This window comes from Syntrophaceticus schinkii (genome assembly GCF_000946815.1).
Taxonomy (GTDB): Bacteria; Bacillota; DSM-12270; order Thermacetogeniales; family Thermacetogeniaceae; genus Syntrophaceticus; species Syntrophaceticus schinkii.
On sequence record NZ_CDRZ01000239.1, the window covers coordinates 1 to 17,550 of the forward strand.

Sequence of the window (17,550 nt, forward strand, 5' to 3'; positions counted from 1 at the left end):
GAAGGAATAAGTTATGTACGGGGATGTACCGCCCTCTTGGATGCTGTGGGTAAAACAATTCTGGATGTGGGCCACAGGTTATCAAGAACAAGTGAGGATGAAAGGCCGGGCAAGGTTATATTCGTTATCACCACAGACGGTTTGGAAAATGCCAGTCGTGAATTTACCTATGAAAAAGTGAAAGGGCTGATTAAACACCAGCAGGAGAAATATAACTGGGAGTTCATCTTCCTCGGCGCTAATATTGATGCTGCAAAAGAGGCAGACAGCATTGGGATCAGCATGGATAGCGCATATGATTTTGAAGCTTCACAATCCGGTGTAAAGGAAATGTACTGCCTGGCAAGTGAGGCAGTCACAGAAAGTAGAAGGAAAAGCAGCAAAAAGAAACAGTAAAACGTAAATTGGCACCTCCATCTGTTATCCCTAGCCCACCCCTTAAATGGTGGGCTTTCATATTGCCCGAAACAAATGAACCTAAAATATCAATACGTATGCAATACAGTAGGGTATCTTTTTATGAAAGAGTTAGTTCACTCAGCTTCAAAATACATCCTTCCAATAATCCCTTTAACAACTGCGGGGTTTTCATCCAAACAATCCGGTAATTAGAAATGGAGGGTGTTAATGAAGTTGCCAGATAGTTTTAAGCGACTATTTAGAAATTATAACTTCCGGAAAATAGATACAGATAAACACGAAAAAATGATCATTAAAACAACACTGGTTCTTGGTACATGGGAGCAGATCTTGTGGCTTTTTGAATTCTACGGGAAGGGTAAAATCGGTGATGTTTTTCGCGAGGACATAAATGGTTTGAGAGAATTGCCGGAACCGGTTGTTAATCTATGGGGGTTGTTATTCCTAGATGAGCAACAAAATGTTGATGCGATGGAACGACAAGAAGCCGAGAGCAAGCTGAAAAAATGGAGTTGTCGACGCCGGGTGCCGGTTGACTTTTAGGTACCAAGTACCAAACTACCCTCTTGCTTGCAGATACAGTTGAGTAGGCCAACACCTGCAGCAGGTCGCCGCGGTGACACTCTTGCAGTTCTTTGTCCAGGCCGGGCCATCCTTCACGGCTTAGTTCTTCCCAATGATTTTTATACTTGGCGTCAAGATAATTGTTTCTTGCTCCCGTTCCAGGATAATGTCCGGTAGCAGATAGCTCTGTGAACCCAGGTACGGCGGGGACCACCCCGGCGGTGTAATGGTTTCTTGCTGGCGGCCGGTCTTGATGACTCTGGTTAATAGAAAATCATTGTCATAAAGTGGGTAAAACAATATTCGTTCACGAACATTTGCAAACCTTGTTTGTTTGATTCCGATACTAATTATGCCCTCACCGACAACCCCGATGCCTGTACTGCACAGGCGACTTCCCTCTTAAAAGCGGTATGCCGAGAATATTTATTCTTATATTTTTCGATAAAGCCCATACCATCCTGTTTTTCTCCTCTGTCAGCCAATGTCTCCGCCATCGCAACCAATAATCCCGCTGCTTTATGGTAGCTTCCCCGATGCTGGTTGCTGACGATTGCATCTACCCTTCGTCCTATTTCATCCCTGCACCACTTCAAATAAAACTCTTCTTGTTCATTGTCTAGCTTTATATATTCCTTTTTAATAAAAGTGAAAACCTTGCGGTATTTTTCAATATACGCCTTGCTCATACCATAACCAATACCAATAGCCTCCTCCCACTGCGAATTCAACATCTTTGCATGCCTTCCCTCATCAGATAAAACCATCATCATAAAAGTGATCAAGAGAGGCTTGGGATTATCACCGGTACTCCACCCCAGGGGGTCTTTACCCTTACACATATGAAATACCTTTTCATACCTTCCGCTTAACAACAGGGCATTGAAAAATACATTTACGGATACAGAGGATGATTGTTGCTCACTGTTCGGGTAGATGGTTACAGGCATCCTGTCTCTATAAAGCTCTGCTACCCTTTGTTCAACCTCATTCCTTACCTCATCAAAACAATCATTTTCAATGGCAACAATATATAAATCAAGCAAACATTGAATAGAAGGTCTGGAATAAAAGCATTCCCTGTATCCCTCCAGCCTCAATGCATTGTCATGCAATTTCTCACCTATCCGTGAAATCGCTTCTGCTACTTCAGCCCGTACCTTAAAATCCCGGGGAATCCTGGACAACCCCTCTCTCGCAACTTGAATAACCGAATCTGTATCTCCGTTCTTCTCCAAAGCTGTAATCCAGTCAACATATGCTTTCGGGTATTTGTCCGCGTATTGTCTTGCAAATTCTGAAATGGCGGGAACACCACCCTCTAAAGCAATAGCTTCCCTGAGCAGTTCACTGTCGATCATCGGACTTTGGTTTTTCAGAAAACCGATCAGGTCCGCCAGGAAAATATCAAAATCCGGCAACAAAGTATCCGCTGCATCTACTATGTTTTTTAATGTGACATCTCCGAACAGATCCCTGTATCTCTTTATCGATTCATACAACAAGGCCAGACGCTCCGTGGGAGCGGAGTTCATATAGATAGACATTAGAAACAGCACAACCTGCTCATCTATATCAACTTTGAGCATATTAACACAGTCTGGGTCTCCAGGAAGATGCCCGGGCTCCTCTCCCAATTCCAAGACATCAAACAACCTTTGATAGACCTCTGCCGAAATCTTATATTCGCCTTGAAATAATAGACTTCTGGCTTGAAGAAAAAACTCATCCATTTCCTCTGCTCAGCTTTCATCGCCCCAATCTCTTTCTTCATAGATTTCCTCATCCCACCCCCATCCCATCGCAATATTCTCCATTTTCCACTCTCTGCGCAAATTCCTCTATCTCATCAATCAGCGTTTCTATATCAGATGCTACATCATTGTCTTGCCTCAGGCATATTAATTTATACAAAAACTCTTGTCTCCCTGAAGGTGTTTCCTCACTGGCCCAATTCAAAATCATACTTCTAAGATCCTCTGCCGAAAGGTTTTTTAAACGTTTCTTTACCTCTTCCATGAATTCCCTATAACTTAAACTTGTCATATTTTTCTCATCTCCCATGATTTAAGGTACCGGTTACAACCCGACCCATCCGAATTTTGTCGAATAACAATGAACGGGACAACTAGCTAGTATCCGGCCAACCTGTGTATTGAATAATAAAATAGAAGCTAAAACAACACCCTGTTTAACACCAAACCATGCTTCCGCACCTCATCATATTCTTTAACCTGATACCCCAGTGCGCTGTATCCTTTCATCCTTTTTTCATACATCCTCATCAGCACAGGAACATTAATATCAACATAATCGAACACCTCAACAAACTTCTTGTTGGTGTGCAATCTATGAATGCGCCCGGCATACTGCTGCAGGGTACCACGCCAGGATATGGGAAAAGCTAGAAAGAGGGTGTCTAATCTGGCATCGTCAAATCCTTCACCGATAAAGCGGCCAGTGGCAATAATTAACCGCTCCTCATCATCTGATATTGATGCCATCTGCAACCTCAAATCTTGACGCTGTTTTTTGCCCATGCCTCCCCGAAAAACAAGAATATTACGGGAAAATCCCTGCAGTCGATCTGCAAAATACTCCAGATGCTCAGTGCGCTCAGTCAAAAACAGCGGAGAGCGACCGCGCTCTAAGGACATCAAAATATCATCAAAAATTAAGTCGTTGCGACTTTCATCTTTTATTAATGCCGTATAGATCTCCTGAATTCCTTTCTTTTGCGCATCCTCTGTAACCACAAAATTTGTATACCGTGGGTAGATTACATGTTCGAAGGGGCGCAGAGCAGCTTGCTTCTTTGGATTGACCCGAAACCGAATAGGGCCGCACTGCATTGTAATTATAGGATGATGTCCATCTTTGCGTACAGGTGTAGCTGTTAAACCGAAAACATACCTGGCTTTAACTTTAGAATTCAGGATTCTGGAATGCAGCTAAGCGCATTAAACGGTTTAGAAAGGCTGATGGCAGACTGTCTTTTTCTATATAAATTAAGTTGCTTTGGACAACTCTTACCACAAAAGGTAAGGGACACTGTATGTTTTTTTCAGGGATTCGTTTGGAAGGCGGTAATTCCCAGGGAGCGCTGTTATTTACTTCGTCTTCTGTGCTATTTCTCACACAGAGAACACCTCCATTGTGAGAAGCGTCCCGGACAATTGCTTCAACCTCACTAAATTGCATTTTTCTCAAAGTGGAGAGAAAAAACCACTGGTCAGGATAGAGCTCAAATTCTTCATTAAGAAAAACGCTGTTGTTTTTGTTACGTGGTACCCGCTGCAGTGGCAAGGCAATTAGGTTGCCAAATCCCCCTTTGGGAAGTGTGTTTTGGTTGGGAAAAATGCGATCATAGGAATCAAGGCCAATCTGGTGCCGATGTTCCATAGTACGTGTCAGGATATAGGTACCAAGGTTTCGCACAAGTGAAGCGGGAATGGGCTTTTCAAAGAAGACCCAGACATGAGCGCCATTTCCGGAGCGAGAGCGCTCAAGTGCAGCGGGTATCTGCATCTCGCCACAGGTTTCTAAAAAAGCAGCAGCATCATCCTGCCAGGACTTCTTATCAAAATCCAAGGCCAGAAACCAGCAGGTTTCATCCTGCAGTAATGGATAAATACCAGCTGTATGCCTCCCAGCCAGATGATCAAAGATTACCTGGTCGGTTACCGATAGGAGTTCCCTGTATTCACAGGCATTGCATTTAATCTCCGGTTTTCTGCAAACAGGCTTTGTCCACTCGTTACGACAAGCCGGAGCATAGCCTGACCTACCACCTCTTCCCTCCCAGCGGACAGCGTAAACATCTTCCCTACCGCGAAAAAGGCTGCGGAACAGAGCAACTTTTTCTGAAGGAGTGGAACCATTTGTAACAACATTGCTCATCCCTGCGACATTGGTGTGTTCAACAAACATAATGTTGTCTTTTTCTAGGTGGTCCTCACGGGAAGATTCACATAAAAGTGCCCTGAGGCTTGCATTTTCCTTACGCAAACTAGCACACTCGGCTAGAGCTTTTTCAAGTTGTTTTTTTAGCCTTTTATATCCTTCATCACTCATTCCAATCAACCTTCTTAAAGTAATCATGCATTTTTTTGTGCCAGTACGACTGTTTTGGAACTTCCTAATAACGTTATTGGACGCAAGAAGAAATAATCCTCTCTCTCAACCATAAAAACAGACAGGCCGCCTGGCTGGCACTAATCCCCTAAGCGGCCTAAACATTAATATCCTACTTTCATCCACTACCACCTTAGCAAATTCGGTGCTACAGGATGATCGTGGTTTGAGTTTGTGGTGGCACGAGTCTTTCGTCTAGCCTACAAGCCCTTGTTCGGCCATTTTTCGGCTGATTCTCTGACGGCTAACTACTATCCCCTCAGCCTCTAATTGTTTCTTAACCCGACGTGTGCCATACGTTTTACGGCTCTTCTGAAAGCTCCGCTTAATCTTCTGCCCCAGGTGCCGTACCTATAGTGCGTAAGGCATTTTACCATAAAATTATCAACACAATGAATAAACTCTAGCCCCTAGTAAGCTCGGGGAGAAAAGCATCTCCCCGAACAAAGGTACCGGTTACCACCCGACATTTGTCAAATATGATCGAATTGCTTAATCTTCAATGATTACCTATTAAGTACCTTCACCTGCCCTATCGTCCCAAGCTAATCACTGACTTCGCTATAGCGAGGGTAACAAATATCTTCTTTATCCCATAGCCTGAAGAATCTTACGATACAGTAAACTACGGGGGTGCAGTAGGCTGTTTTGCTTTGGTTCCTTGGACTTTTCAATAATAAATAGAATTTCATCCAGCAGCTTCTGCCTGAGGACATTTCAGCTATGCACTTAACGCCATTTCCAACACAGGACAAATCTCCTCAGGGTTAAGCCCCATGGGTACGGCGGTAAGAATAAGATCGACCCGGCGCCGAGGTACGTTGGCCTGCAAGTAAACGCACGATGAAAAGAGTTCCCATCAGGACACTGGATGTTTTGCGATGGCATCAGGAACACTCAACCCGGAAGGTACCATGGCCACTAGGCAGATGAACAGTGATCCAGGAACTGTTTTGAATTGACGATCGGACGATCACTTTCGACAAAATGCGGGGGGTAAATGGTACCTTTGCCCTGATTAAAATGTATTGACAATGTAAATACAGGAAGCTATATTAATGTTAGGTGAAGGTATTGAAAATTAAGCGTTTTGACTGGGATAATACAAATATAGAGCATATAGCCAGACATAATGTTACGCCTGATGAGGCGGAAGAAGCGTTTATTGATGCTTTGTTTCGCAAGGGCAGGGATAGACGGTTGCTAGTATACGGTGTGACAGATGCAGGACGATATCTATTAGTAGTAGTCATATTAAAACCCGACGGTGTTGCCCGTGTAATCACAGCACGAGATATGAGCCGTTCGGAAAGACGTTATTATCTACGGGAAAAGGGGGTATGGTAAATATGACCAAAAAGGTGCCTGAGTTTAGAACCGAGGAAGAAGAAGCCCGTTTTTGGGATGAACACGACAGCACAGAGTTTATTGATGATTTTGAGCCTGTAGAAATAGAACTTTCGCCGGAATTGAGGGATGAGATTATAAGTAAAAGGGAACTTAAAAAATCGGTCACATTGCGTTTGGAACCTAGCCAGATCAAGGCCGTAAAAAAAATCGCTGCTAAAAAGGGGCTGCCGTATCAGACTTTGATCCGTTTATGGATTGCAGAAAAAATCAGGAACGAATTTATGTAAGGAACAAACCAGCCTGACTTTTTCCTGGAATGTTTCCTCAGGTGAGATGCTTTCAATAATCAATTATTAAGTTAAATTTTTTTGTAGTTGATAGTTCATCCATCATATTCCCGACGCATTCGTTCTGCAACGCTCTGTGCAGACACAACTCTACCGGTAGCTAAATCTGCAAGCCCTTTTTCAATTTCTTCATTAAACTGCTCCGTTGTCAAATCACCATATACAAGTGGCTTATTTCCCGAAACTTTAACATCAAAGGGAAGTCCATTTTGCTGAACAACTTGACGCAGGAAAATATTAATGGCATTTGACATAGAAATACCGAGTTTGTCTAATACCATTTCAGCTTGCTTCTTTATTTCCGGCTCAACACGAGCAAACACATTTGATGTTTTTGCCATAAACATCGCCTCCTTGATACCTATATCATAGCAATTGTATTGCGATATGCAAGCTAAATATAAAGAGTACCGGTAGGATGATAAGACTAACAGGATTTAGCAAAAGTGCAATATTAGCAGTAAATATTAAAGAGTGAGGACCGATTACCTGTCAGCCGCGTGAACCTGTGGGATTGGGGTTTCTTGTTAGACACTAGTTTATTTATTGTTCGTTAATATTCGACAAAAGTCGGGTGGTAACCGGTACCTTTGCGCACAGTGGCAGAGGATAAAGATAAACAGCGATATCAATATCGCCAATCAATGATTACCTCACCTACCCTATCCGTCCCAAGCTAATCACTGACTTCGTTATAGCGAGGGTACTTGGAGCATTTCCACCTATGGAGCGATTCGTTGTAGGAAAGAGGTACCTCTATAAACCAATAGGATGACCTTTATTCTTTGTAAAGCCAACAACCTACATTAGTTAGGCAAGGTGGAAAATTCGATGACAATTTTAAATCACAATATTTTTAATAATATAAAGCCAACCAAAATAACCACTAAGATGATGAGGAATATATTATTTATACTTTTTTTCATACTGTTAATCGAATCAATAACACTTTGGTGCTCATCTTTTCTTTTTGCATCATATTGCTGTAGTGTCTCGCCGCTGCTTTGAAGCAACTCCTGCTGTTGTTCATGGTATTGCTGCAGCTTTTCGTCGCTGTTTTGAAACAACTCAAGTAGATGTGTATGATGCTGCTGCAACTGCTCTCCGGTGCTCTGGAATTGATCCAAGAGGCGTATATATTCCTTTTCCCTTTTCTCACCGTACTGCCGCAGTTGCTCCGCGGTGTTTTGAAGCTCTTCCAACAAACGCGTATACTCATTTTTCCTTTCCAGGTCGTTCTGTTCCAGTTTTTCGCTTGTACTTTTAAGCGTCTCTATCAACGCATTGGAATTCACAATATTACCTTTAAATTTTTCAATCTCCTGTATCAAATCTTCAATATCATTAAACATACTGATGCCCCCATTTGCTGTTTGCACAAAGTGCTAATATTCCATAAAATACTGTGTCTTTCTGAACTTTACTATATATAGCGTCTATTGTTTGTTTGAGCGTAGTTCTTTTGCACAGAGAATTTATCAATAATATTTTATTTCTAGGATTTAGCCTATTATAAAAAGCGCCAACTTGTTCTAATGTTTCATTAAATTCGATTTCATTTAAATTTCCTAAAACCCTTTCGAACCTTGAGATATCAGGGCTATTTAAAGCAACGATATTATATAAAAACAGAAGATAATCCAGCTTTGTGGAATATTCATTTTCATTGCTTTTGCGAATATTGTCAATCATTCTGCTATCTACTCCGTTTAAAACAAGTGCAGTTGCATCTTTAATAGTAAGCATATTTGCCCTATCGGAGTCTTGCTCAATCTCTAACAGTGATAATGAAAAATGATTACTTAAAACTTCCACAGTTTGTGAAGCATCTCTTTCCTTATATGCCTCGAGAAAGTCAAGCATTTCCAATAACTGCTCCCGGTGATGATATAAAAATTGATGGTAATGCCAGTCAACATAATAACCGATAACTTCTTCGATGGATTTTGCACTTTTGATGCTGCTAATTTCTCTTTTATAATCACCCATAACATGAAGATAATCGACTGTTTTTTGTATTACATCCTTTACTTCAGGCTTCTTTTCCTTAAAATCAATATAAAAAATAGCACAGTTATCCTCTTCATTGAGACTAACGATATACCAATTAAAAACAAAGCCAATCCTATACAAAACATAAAGATGTCTCATATATTTTGAAACTTGTTGGTTATAGGGTTCTCTTGGGTTGGTATGTAGACGTAATTCCGTGTGCTTTTCCACCATCCTTAACTTATCGTAAAGACTAATTATCCCATTATAATACTCATCCTGTTCTTCTATTCCGCCAAATATCTTTGCAAAGGCCTGATTAATATCGTTTTGTTTGGTTTTCTTTAATAGTGCTACAATCTGTTCAATCGGGGTATCTCTGTGAAGAAAAATGCGATTTTTTGATGAGTAAGCATCTTTCTCTAAAAATAGAACAATCGAGCGGGCATCATCCTGTTTTCTTCCCGCCCGGCCGATCTCCTGAACAAATTGGCTCTTGGAAACAGGTAACCCCAGGTGGATAATATCAGTTATATCGGGCAAATTGATACCAATACCCAGATCAGAGTCCGCAATCAAAACATTGTACTTGCCTTCAGCAAAATCCTCATAAGACGATGGAAGATCAGGATTAAATACATCAACATAAACACGGTAATCTTCACTCAATTCTCTGTGCAGTGCTTTTGAAATTTCCCGATTCTTTGTTAGCACCAAGGCCTTCTTATTGTTGAATTTTGTCTTTCTCAAAAAGTTTTCTATTTCGTATATGGTTTTTGAAAATATTTCACCCTGTGAAGAGCAACCGCAAAATTTAAAGCAGTATTTGTTTTTCTTTATTTCTATATTAGAATGTACATCCTCCGGCCGAATGTCCAGTTGGTTCTGCAAATCTTTGACAACCGTGTAATCTGCGGTTGCGGTAAAACACAGAAACATTACCTTATCAACAAAATAATTCAGGTTAAAAGACAGCATTAAATACTCAGGTCTGAAGTCGTGACTCCAATTGGAAATGCAGTGCACTTCATCTAACACCACATTGGCAATAAACTCCTCAAAATTCAGTTTGATTATTTCTAAAATAAAGTCACGATTCATAAATGTTGTTGGGGTTAAATAGACCAGTTTATTTTCCGGTATATATTCATTAAAGTCCATACCCAATTCAAGATGAATAACATTATCAAAACCGTGTTGTTTCTTCAAATTATTAAGTTGGTCATTGCTGAATTATCCGGAGCAATCGAAGAATTGACTGTTACAGGTGATATGTAGAATTTGTCGTTTGATTGCAAATTATAGAACAAAGGTACCGGTTACTACCCGACTTTTGTCGAATAACAACAAACAGATGTGGGTGAGGATTAATATGATAGGAACCCTATCTTACGGGATAATCCTCCCGAACCAAAGAGGATTTTTGGTCATGGAAGGATTTTCTATTATTATGTCGTATGCAATACAATAGGGTATCTGGTCAATCCATAATTCGTTCTGGAGGTATCGAAATGGATGACAATACTGGTCAAAGAAATGCCATACGACAATTTTCCACTGGGGAAGGGCGGGGTCTGCATTGAAACGTTATCCCCGCACCGGCACCCAACCGGAAACGATGATGAAAATACTGATTACCGTTATTGACAAAACTCCTTCAGGGGGAGCCACCCTGGAGGACCTGCAGGATGCTTATGCGGAAATTAACGACCGGCGGCCTTCTCTGAGAACCATCTATCGTTATATCAGGCGATTGAATCTTTTTTTTGATCCCTTAAGCTATGGGGAAAAACCGGAGCCGGGAGAAGAAGGCCTTGCCGATGAAGATGCTGATGAGGCTGTTATTGGTGAGAAAGCTATCTGCAGCATAAGGCGCGGCAGTAAGACATACTATATTTTTTGTGGGAAAGAGGATGATCTGCCTGCTGGCAACCATGATGCCGCCATGATGCTGCTGGGCATGTATCCTCAATTGCGGGGAGCGATGAAAAGCAGCATTGAGGCGGCCATGCAGAGCATCTTTCGCAATTCGCTTTCCGGTTTAAGCACCTTTGCCGGCATTTTATGTGAACTGGAGCATGTTGTCCATGTTTCCGGCGCCTTTCCCGCGGATCCCGCGAAAAGCGAGGCCATGATCCGTGAGATTCTGCGGGCCATCCGGGAGAAAAAAAGGGTGCGTCTCAGCTATCTGCGCACCTACGATGGGGCTGTCACCGAACGGGTGGTGGAGCCCCACGGCCTGTTGTACCGTCTGAACAACTGGTACCTCACCGGCCTGTGTACAAAGCGGCAGGAAAGGCGGGTCTTTTTGCTACTGAACATCAAGGATCTTGCAGTGCTTGAAAACAGCTTTTACAGCATGCCTCCTGGGTTCTCTTTAAAGGAGGCTTATCAAGATATTTGGGGCACCTGGACCGATGATGAATCCGGAGATCTGGAAACGGTGCGCATCAAAGTCTGTGCCGGCCCCGCGGAGCGCTTCAGGCACAACCTTTTTCATGAAAGCCAGCGTGTACAGGAGCTCACGGACGGAGGAATCGAGGTCACCTACCTGTTGGCCGGAGCACAGGAGATGATCCCCTGGCTGATGAGCTGGGGCGGTGCTGTGGAAGTGCTTGAACCTGCCTGGTTAAGGGAACAGCTGATCAGTAGTTTACAGGAAACGTTGCGCTGTTATCTATAGAAACAATAACAGTTCCTTTCTTGTCCTGTAGGAAATTCCGTTTTTCTTGGCCCATTCGCTTAGTTTCATATATCACCATAAAAGGTAAAATAAATCTACATTTTAATTAACAGTTTATAACACCCCACCTACATTACCCCTGCTAAAAAAATGACAAAATTTTTCTAGCTCTGCACGAATATGACACCAAGCTGTCATAACAGTTTGCTATTATTTACTTGGAGGATCTTGTCTTTTTCTATCCAAGGAGTGTAATTAATGCTGGCAGTTGTAATTCTTCTGTTAATTGCAGGGCTTATGGGCGTTATTATGGTCACCATCATGTTCGGTGATACTGGCACGGCCGTCACTATCGGTGCGCTGACAGCGATACTGGCGCTTATCGGTTTTATCATTATCAAAAAGCAGATATCTAAACCCTAAGCTGCACAATTCCCGCCATGTTACCCTTCTCCCCCGCTCTAATTTGGTTGTGCTTATTAGAGCAACCTTCTTTTACCCAACTTGTACCTTCACCTTTATTAGCCCCGTTAAAATATAACAAAATTATCCTGGACAGCATGTATGTGACATGCTGTCCAGCAGTTTGTCACCTGAATGTCACTTTAGCTTTCTAAAATAGAATTGAATCAAGGTGGAATTGATTTCTTCGCCCTTGAATCACTGCCGGCAACATGAAGTGTGATACAACTCAGCGCAATTATTATGAGAGGAGTAGATCATATGGAAATATTACGGGCCGAAAATCTATCAAAGGTCTACCACGGTAGACAGGAAGTACAGGCCTTGGATCAGGTCAGCCTCAGTGTGGAAAAAGGCAGCCTGCTGGCGATTATGGGTGACAGCGGTTCTGGCAAGTCTACCTTTTTGCATATTTTAGGCGGCGTTGATCACCCCACAGGCGGGCGTGTTTTTATTCAGGGAACAGATATTACAGAGCTTTCAGAAAGCCAGATGAGCGTATTTCGCAGAAGAAACATCGGCATCATCTACCAGTTTTTCAATCTGATCCCGAATCTCAACGTACGCAAGAATATATGTCTGCCCTTGCTCTTGGACCGGCGAAAACCGGAGCAAGACTATTACGAGGATATCATCCAAACACTGGGCATCACCGATAAGCAACAGCGATTTCCCAATGAGCTTTCAGGAGGCGAACAGCAACGCGTCGCCATTGCCAGAAGCCTGATCAGCCGCCCTGCTGTTATTTTGGCTGACGAACCCACCGGAAATCTTGACCGCCGGAACACACAGGAAATTATCTCTCTTTTTAAACTCGTTAATAAGAACTTCAAAGCCACTATTATTCTTGTCACTCATAATGAAAAGGTTGCTCTGGCCTGTGAGGAAGTCTACACCATGGCTGATGGCCGGCTCTATGAGGGGGACAGAAGATGAGCATTATCAGAGAACTGGCACATGACTCTGTGAAAACAGATCAGAAGAGCTTGATCGCTGTTCGGGTATCAATTTTTATCGCGGTGGTTTTGATCGGCTTTTTCCTGATTGTCTTCAGCATAAACGATTACGGTCAAGTAGCCTACCTGACGGAAACCACGGGAGGCCACTCAGCGGAGCTCTTTGCCACAAGCCCTGAAGACGTGGCAGAGCTTAAAATAGATCACCGGGTAAAGCGTTTAGCACTAATTCAAAGAGAAGAGCTGGAAGACACTTCACTAAAGCGTCCCCAAATGGAGATCGATTATCTCGATGCGCCAATGTACGAATATAAATGTGTTGAACTGGCATCTGGAAGATATCCGCAAAACAGCGATGAACTTTTGGTTTCAGAGCTCTTCCTCATGGAAAATCCGGGTTTTAAAATCGGCTCCGGTGTCACCATCGCCGGTCGTCACTTTCAAATCTGCGGCACCTTTAAGGAATATCTGTTTTCCTTTGAAGGCACGTATACAAGTTTTGGCTGGATGGACAGCACAAAAACACAGGTTTCAGGGCCTGTGGATCTTTGTATCTGGCTTGAAAATGAAAAAGCGACCTATAAGCAAATCCCCGCTCTGGTACAAAAACTGGGGCTTGACCCTGTCAAACTGGAAAAGGATGGCGGACTGATCTACAATACAGCTTATCTTCAAGCCAAACTGATCTTCCCCGGTGGGATTCTTAAACCAACCGGGGATGTTGCGGAAACAATGCTGTTTCGCGGTGTTGCCCTTTTATGCCTGATCCTGCTTTTTGTCTTGATCATAAACAATGCTTTCTCTATCTGGAATGAACGTGACCTGAAACAGATCGGCCTGTTGAAGAGTTGCGGTATGAGTAAGTCTCAGGTTAAGCGCTTTGTGGTTGAAAAAGCCCTTCTTCTTTCGCTGCGGCCTATTTTGCTTGGTATCGCCGCCTCCTATTTGTTGACTCTTTTACTCTTTTACTTGTTTGAAATGACACATACAAAATATCACATCGCATATACTCCCATAGAAATTCTCAAAACCCCTTTTGCCCCTCTGGCGGGAGCTGTGTTGCCGGTTTTATGTTTGGCACTGCTGATTGTTTTCCTTGCATCACTAAAAACGGCCAAGAAAAGCAGTGAGCTGTCTGTTGTCAACGCAATCAAAAACCTGGATCCCGAACGCAGCCTCAACCTTAAAGACATCCGCTATACATCCAACATTGAGTGCAGCCTGGCCAAAGAGTACAGCAGCAGTTATGGCAAAACTTATCGCGGCATGAGCATCGCTTTGGCCTTGGCCTGCCTGATTTTCTCGATGGCACTCATTGTCCAGAGTTTCAATCACCTTCATGAACGCTATAACACCTATCAGAGTCCCTATAATATAAATGCGTCCTTTGTTACATTGGAAAATGCCAATCCTGAAATGATCGCACAGCTCAAACAAGTGAACGGGATTAGCCGATTGATTCTTTATCGAGCTCATATGAATCTTGAGTTTTACGAAAGCGATAATCCTGATTTCCTCAGTCATGAGAAGCGCAAGGCCCGGGCAAGGCTAAAAGAAAACAAGAAACCCTTCGCTGTCCCTGTCAACCTGTATGGCATAGATGATGCAGAGTGGAATCAGTTCTGTGAGGAACACGGGCTTAAGTCCGGCAGCGGGGAAGCAAAAGGAAGCAAAGAGGTTTTTTTGCTGAACAGGATTGCGGAAGACCCGGGGAGGCCTTGTTTACGGAGCAACCATATCCCCTTAGCCGGTGAAGCCCTGAAGGATATTCATCTGCGAAGAGAAGCTGATTCTGAAGCAGGATTGATCAGCCTCAAGATCGCGGACCGACTGACAGAAGTGCCTTTCGGTATAGCTCCCCTGCCTCAGAGATCCATCAGCCTTTTTATGCCTTTGAGCTGCTTTGATTCCTTTTGTCAGGATCACGGTTTCGACCGGCCGCTGGAAGGTAAGAGATATAGCATCTCCATCACGGCGAATAAAGATGAGCTGGATAAGATAACCAGAATAACAAGGCAGACTGTGTATGAATACATTCCTAAAAGTGATGCAATGGTAAGCTCAAGCAATGATATCAAGCGCCTGTCACAGGAAGAATCGGCCAATACCAAGATTCTCTTCATTTTCATTCAGAGCTTTCTGCTCTTTGTCGGGCTCTCGAATGCATACAACAGCTTTAACTCCAATCTGCAAGCCAGGAGACGGGATTTTGCCCTTCTCCGCAGTATTGGCATGCAAGAACAGCAACTGAAAAAGATGCTCTTATACGAGGGAGGCTTTCTATTGCGCAAAGTGCTGCTCATCTTCTCTGTTTTGCTTGTGGCCTTGGTGACCCTGTTTGCCTATCGAAAGAAGATGCTCTTTGCTCCCTGGGAGATCTTCACCAATCTCAATTTTTTGCTGTTGTTCGCCTTTCTCGGGATCAACGCCATTGGCATCTTCGCCGCCATCTATGGTGGTATACGCCGTGCACTGAGCCAGGACATTCAGGAATCACTGCGGGAAAACTAAAGGCTGATCTATGGGGGAAACTCAGGGGGAAAACTCCACTCACAGGGATCACCGGCTCCGGCAGCTGCAAGTTGATGATAAAGCCTGATCTCAAAGCAACTGCCGGAGTTTTTGCTTTCCACCTCAAGGCTGCCGCCATGCCCCTCAACAATTGATTAATATTCATAATCAGGCTTGGTGTGACCACAGCTTTTCGGGAGAGTGATTTGTGTTCGGCATGTTTCTGAATTCCTGTTATGTTGCACTTCTATTATACTAGTAAACCGGCCGGCATACCGGGGTTTTGCTGCATCACTCCACCGGTTTACCGGGCTTTTGCTGTAACAAGCCCCGTCAGCATCAATAATACTTAATCATACCGCCACCCTGGTGCTTCGGGCGCGATAATAGTATAATTTGAAATCAGAAATTTATCAACGAACTGAAACAGAGATGCCCGGAAACGGAATTCCCGGGCTTATAACTTTTATTGGTTAGCGCTGCTCGCGGAGGGGATGGTTTTGCTGATATATCTTTCCCTTGTCTCCCTTTGATTCAAACCTCGTTCAAACTCGCATAACTCTTGCGCCGCAGGCCTCTCTCAGAAAAAACGAAACGGGGGGCGTGGCTAAGACCATATATCGACATAGAACCTGGTTTCTTCCCCAATCCCCTCTCGATGGCTTTTTACCAGTTCGAGATGGCGCAGAGTTGCAAAGATCCCGTCTCCATCTTCAATCGTCATATCCGGATACCTAGCCTTCATGTAGCTGACAAGCTCCTCGCGGGGCACCGACCCTTTCTCCTTAACGTATTCATAAAATGTTCGCTGTATGGGGGTGAGGCCTTCCGCCCCCTTCTGCCCCAGCAACTCCCGGCTGGCCCGCGCCGCCGACACCGCACCCACATCGCAGGTCTTGGGCCGTGACATCGCAATTATGTAGCAATCTTCGCAGAGATTCTTTCCAGCATGCGCGTAAATCTCATCATCGGGCACCTCAGACTGACACTTGTCACACTGCATCTTGAGATCCTCCTTTGTCCTCTTCCTTCTTCCACGCTTTAAAATCCTTTAAGGCCTGCACCACATAGGATGTGTAGGCTATAGAGGGCCCTCCCCCCATTGCTATGGCTATGCTACAGGCTTCCATAATTTCGTCGGCTGTTGCTCCCCGGTCAAGCGCCTCCTTAACGTGGTGAACAATGCACGGCTGGCACCGGATACCTACTGCAATGCCCACCGCTATAAGCTCCTTCACTTTATGGGGTATCAGTCCCGGGACATTTACTGACTGGGTAATCCTGCTTGAGCCCTCCATCAACCCGGGCAGTGCTTCTTGAATTGCCTGCCGTCCTTCCTGAAGCAATCTAATTACTTGTAGAGACTCATTCATGGAATTATATGCCTCCTTATCCTTGGATTAGGGGTTTCAAAATAAGACTGTCCACCGGATGGGCATAACGGTCTCCATAACAAACTGCTCCTGTGTGCCTGAATAGTGGTTATTGCCAATTTAATCCATGGCTCTCACTCCTTTTTGTATTATAAGTATATACGCATACTCTTATAGTGTGGGCATCACAATATCCGTACTATCAACACTTATTATGGGGGCATACATTACATGAAAATTCGTGGGGACATTTTTTGAAGGCTTTCTTAAACATCTCATCCATTCTATTTTTATACTCTTGGAATACATCGAGGTTGATCGTGTAAAATACCCTGCAGCCCTTGCGATTCGCGTAGAGCAGTCCAATACTCTTGAGAACTCTTAGATGTTGGGAAACAGCCGGTTGGGAAATGCCAATTTTTCGCGCTATATCAGAAACGCAAAAGACCTCGTTTGCATTTGAGGCAAGCATTTTTATTATTTTCCCCCGCGTTTCATCACCTAGCACTTTAAAAACATTTGTCATGCTTACTGGCCGGTCTGTCACCGATGCTTCATCTCCACTATAAGTCTATACTTAAAGTCTCATATTTATGCTCTGTTTGTCAAGCCCTATTAAAAAAAAATTCGTATTTTGCTCAGAATGAATTTAATACCTTCGGTAGTCAGTTTGTGACGCTGGCGGTTCATAAACAGAAGACTATATGTTATGCGGAATGCCAATTTAGATAGCCACTTTCTCCATAGAAATCGGTAGC

The 17,550-nt window shown here is 43.5% G+C and carries 19 protein-coding genes; 8 read left to right on the forward strand and 11 right to left on the reverse strand.

The window, feature by feature from the left end; translation table 11 throughout:
* Positions 1–396: hypothetical protein (locus SSCH_RS19270; protein ID WP_044665211.1), on the forward strand; the 396-nt coding region annotated here is incomplete at its 5' end.
* Positions 397–627: 231 nt separating this feature from the next.
* Positions 628–963, forward strand: a complete 336-nt coding sequence (locus tag SSCH_RS09240; RefSeq protein WP_044665212.1) for a DUF6922 domain-containing protein — start codon at positions 628–630, stop codon at positions 961–963.
* A gap of 371 nt (positions 964–1,334) precedes the next feature.
* Here the strand turns inward: SSCH_RS09240 and SSCH_RS09245 are convergent, their stop codons facing one another.
* The 5 genes from SSCH_RS09245 to SSCH_RS21935 form a co-directional block, all read right to left on the reverse strand.
* The gene (locus SSCH_RS09245) at positions 1,335–2,717 is read right to left on the reverse strand and encodes a hypothetical protein (RefSeq protein WP_198142345.1); all 1,383 of its coding nucleotides are present in this window, start codon (positions 2,715–2,717) and stop codon (positions 1,335–1,337) included.
* A 49-nt stretch (positions 2,718–2,766) separates the two neighbouring features.
* The gene (locus SSCH_RS19275) at positions 2,767–3,048 is read right to left on the reverse strand and encodes a hypothetical protein (protein ID WP_198142346.1); all 282 of its coding nucleotides are present in this window, start codon (positions 3,046–3,048) and stop codon (positions 2,767–2,769) included.
* Positions 3,049–3,158: 110 nt separating this feature from the next.
* On the reverse strand, positions 3,159–3,836 hold the full coding sequence (locus tag SSCH_RS19280) for a DEAD/DEAH box helicase (RefSeq protein WP_052835513.1): 678 nt from the start codon (positions 3,834–3,836) through the stop codon (positions 3,159–3,161).
* A 73-nt stretch (positions 3,837–3,909) separates the two neighbouring features.
* A complete protein-coding gene (locus tag SSCH_RS19285; protein ID WP_052835514.1) occupies positions 3,910–5,058 on the reverse strand; it encodes a TOTE conflict system archaeo-eukaryotic primase domain-containing protein in 1,149 nt (382 codons plus the stop codon).
* Positions 5,059–5,313: 255 nt separating this feature from the next.
* The gene (locus tag SSCH_RS21935) at positions 5,314–5,460 is read right to left on the reverse strand and encodes an IS3 family transposase (RefSeq protein ID WP_084711068.1); all 147 of its coding nucleotides are present in this window, start codon (positions 5,458–5,460) and stop codon (positions 5,314–5,316) included.
* Positions 5,461–6,183: 723 nt separating this feature from the next.
* Between SSCH_RS21935 and SSCH_RS09255 the strand changes: the two genes are divergently transcribed.
* Both SSCH_RS09255 and SSCH_RS09260 read left to right on the forward strand, forming a co-directional pair.
* On the forward strand, positions 6,184–6,465 hold the full coding sequence (locus SSCH_RS09255) for a BrnT family toxin (RefSeq protein WP_052835515.1): 282 nt from the start codon (positions 6,184–6,186) through the stop codon (positions 6,463–6,465).
* Between the two features lie 2 nt (positions 6,466–6,467).
* Positions 6,468–6,755, forward strand: a complete 288-nt coding sequence (locus tag SSCH_RS09260) for a CopG family antitoxin (protein WP_044665213.1) — start codon at positions 6,468–6,470, stop codon at positions 6,753–6,755.
* Between the two features lie 95 nt (positions 6,756–6,850).
* On the opposite strand, the gene SSCH_RS09265 is transcribed toward SSCH_RS09260, so the two are convergent.
* From SSCH_RS09265 to SSCH_RS09275, 3 genes are all read right to left on the reverse strand, one after another.
* Entirely contained in the window at positions 6,851–7,156 is a 306-nt protein-coding gene (locus SSCH_RS09265) for a type II toxin-antitoxin system RelB/DinJ family antitoxin (protein WP_044665214.1), read from the reverse strand.
* A 504-nt stretch (positions 7,157–7,660) separates the two neighbouring features.
* A complete protein-coding gene (locus SSCH_RS09270; protein WP_044665215.1) occupies positions 7,661–8,167 on the reverse strand; it encodes a hypothetical protein in 507 nt (168 codons plus the stop codon).
* Positions 8,160–10,016, reverse strand: coding sequence for a helicase-related protein (locus tag SSCH_RS09275; protein WP_044665216.1), 1,857 nt, complete (start codon positions 10,014–10,016; stop codon positions 8,160–8,162). The genes SSCH_RS09270 and SSCH_RS09275 overlap by 8 nt, the downstream gene beginning before the upstream one ends.
* Before the next feature lie 370 nt (positions 10,017–10,386).
* Between SSCH_RS09275 and SSCH_RS09280 the strand changes: the two genes are divergently transcribed.
* From SSCH_RS09280 to SSCH_RS09290, 4 genes are all read left to right on the forward strand, one after another.
* Positions 10,387–11,490, forward strand: a complete 1,104-nt coding sequence (locus tag SSCH_RS09280; RefSeq protein WP_052835516.1) for a WYL domain-containing protein — start codon at positions 10,387–10,389, stop codon at positions 11,488–11,490.
* Between the two features lie 258 nt (positions 11,491–11,748).
* Positions 11,749–11,913 (forward strand): hypothetical protein, encoded by a 165-nt coding sequence (locus SSCH_RS18320; RefSeq protein ID WP_156972212.1) that lies wholly within the window; start codon positions 11,749–11,751, stop codon positions 11,911–11,913.
* Positions 11,914–12,213: 300 nt separating this feature from the next.
* Positions 12,214–12,888, forward strand: coding sequence for an ABC transporter ATP-binding protein (locus tag SSCH_RS09285; protein WP_044665217.1), 675 nt, complete (start codon positions 12,214–12,216; stop codon positions 12,886–12,888).
* Positions 12,885–15,419, forward strand: a complete 2,535-nt coding sequence (locus tag SSCH_RS09290) for an ABC transporter permease (RefSeq protein ID WP_044665218.1) — start codon at positions 12,885–12,887, stop codon at positions 15,417–15,419. The genes SSCH_RS09285 and SSCH_RS09290 overlap by 4 nt, the downstream gene beginning before the upstream one ends.
* Before the next feature lie 607 nt (positions 15,420–16,026).
* Here SSCH_RS09290 and SSCH_RS09295 read toward each other — a convergent pair.
* The 3 genes from SSCH_RS09295 to SSCH_RS09305 form a co-directional block, all read right to left on the reverse strand.
* Entirely contained in the window at positions 16,027–16,422 is a 396-nt protein-coding gene (locus tag SSCH_RS09295) for a hypothetical protein (RefSeq protein WP_044665219.1), read from the reverse strand.
* A complete protein-coding gene (locus SSCH_RS09300; RefSeq protein ID WP_044665220.1) occupies positions 16,412–16,792 on the reverse strand; it encodes a carboxymuconolactone decarboxylase family protein in 381 nt (126 codons plus the stop codon). The genes SSCH_RS09295 and SSCH_RS09300 overlap by 11 nt, the downstream gene beginning before the upstream one ends.
* Positions 16,793–16,994: 202 nt before the next feature.
* Complete coding sequence (locus tag SSCH_RS09305) at positions 16,995–17,318, reverse strand: ArsR/SmtB family transcription factor (protein ID WP_044665246.1); 324 nt, start codon at positions 17,316–17,318, stop codon at positions 16,995–16,997.
* Between the last annotated feature and the right edge of the window lie 232 nt (positions 17,319–17,550).

What these genes read in the sequence shown, in the direction of transcription:
- SSCH_RS09240 (WP_044665212.1), top strand. Translation starts at nt 628, where the DNA reads ATGAAGTTGCCAGATAGTTTTAAGCGACTATTTAGAAATTATAACTTC.
- SSCH_RS09245 (WP_198142345.1), bottom strand. Translation starts at nt 2,717, where the DNA reads ATGGATGAGTTTTTTCTTCAAGCCAGAAGTCTATTATTTCAAGGCGAA.
- SSCH_RS19275 (WP_198142346.1), bottom strand. Translation starts at nt 3,048, where the DNA reads ATGGGAGATGAGAAAAATATGACAAGTTTAAGTTATAGGGAATTCATG.
- SSCH_RS19280 (WP_052835513.1), bottom strand. Translation starts at nt 3,836, where the DNA reads ATGCAGTGCGGCCCTATTCGGTTTCGGGTCAATCCAAAGAAGCAAGCT.
- SSCH_RS19285 (WP_052835514.1), bottom strand. Translation starts at nt 5,058, where the DNA reads ATGAGTGATGAAGGATATAAAAGGCTAAAAAAACAACTTGAAAAAGCT.
- SSCH_RS09260 (WP_044665213.1), top strand. Translation starts at nt 6,468, where the DNA reads ATGACCAAAAAGGTGCCTGAGTTTAGAACCGAGGAAGAAGAAGCCCGT.
- SSCH_RS09265 (WP_044665214.1), bottom strand. Translation starts at nt 7,156, where the DNA reads ATGGCAAAAACATCAAATGTGTTTGCTCGTGTTGAGCCGGAAATAAAG.
- SSCH_RS09270 (WP_044665215.1), bottom strand. Translation starts at nt 8,167, where the DNA reads ATGTTTAATGATATTGAAGATTTGATACAGGAGATTGAAAAATTTAAA.
- SSCH_RS18320 (WP_156972212.1), top strand. Translation starts at nt 11,749, where the DNA reads ATGCTGGCAGTTGTAATTCTTCTGTTAATTGCAGGGCTTATGGGCGTT.
- SSCH_RS09285 (WP_044665217.1), top strand. Translation starts at nt 12,214, where the DNA reads ATGGAAATATTACGGGCCGAAAATCTATCAAAGGTCTACCACGGTAGA.
- SSCH_RS09290 (WP_044665218.1), top strand. Translation starts at nt 12,885, where the DNA reads ATGAGCATTATCAGAGAACTGGCACATGACTCTGTGAAAACAGATCAG.
- SSCH_RS09295 (WP_044665219.1), bottom strand. Translation starts at nt 16,422, where the DNA reads ATGCAGTGTGACAAGTGTCAGTCTGAGGTGCCCGATGATGAGATTTAC.
- SSCH_RS09300 (WP_044665220.1), bottom strand. Translation starts at nt 16,792, where the DNA reads ATGAATGAGTCTCTACAAGTAATTAGATTGCTTCAGGAAGGACGGCAG.
- SSCH_RS09305 (WP_044665246.1), bottom strand. Translation starts at nt 17,318, where the DNA reads ATGACAAATGTTTTTAAAGTGCTAGGTGATGAAACGCGGGGGAAAATA.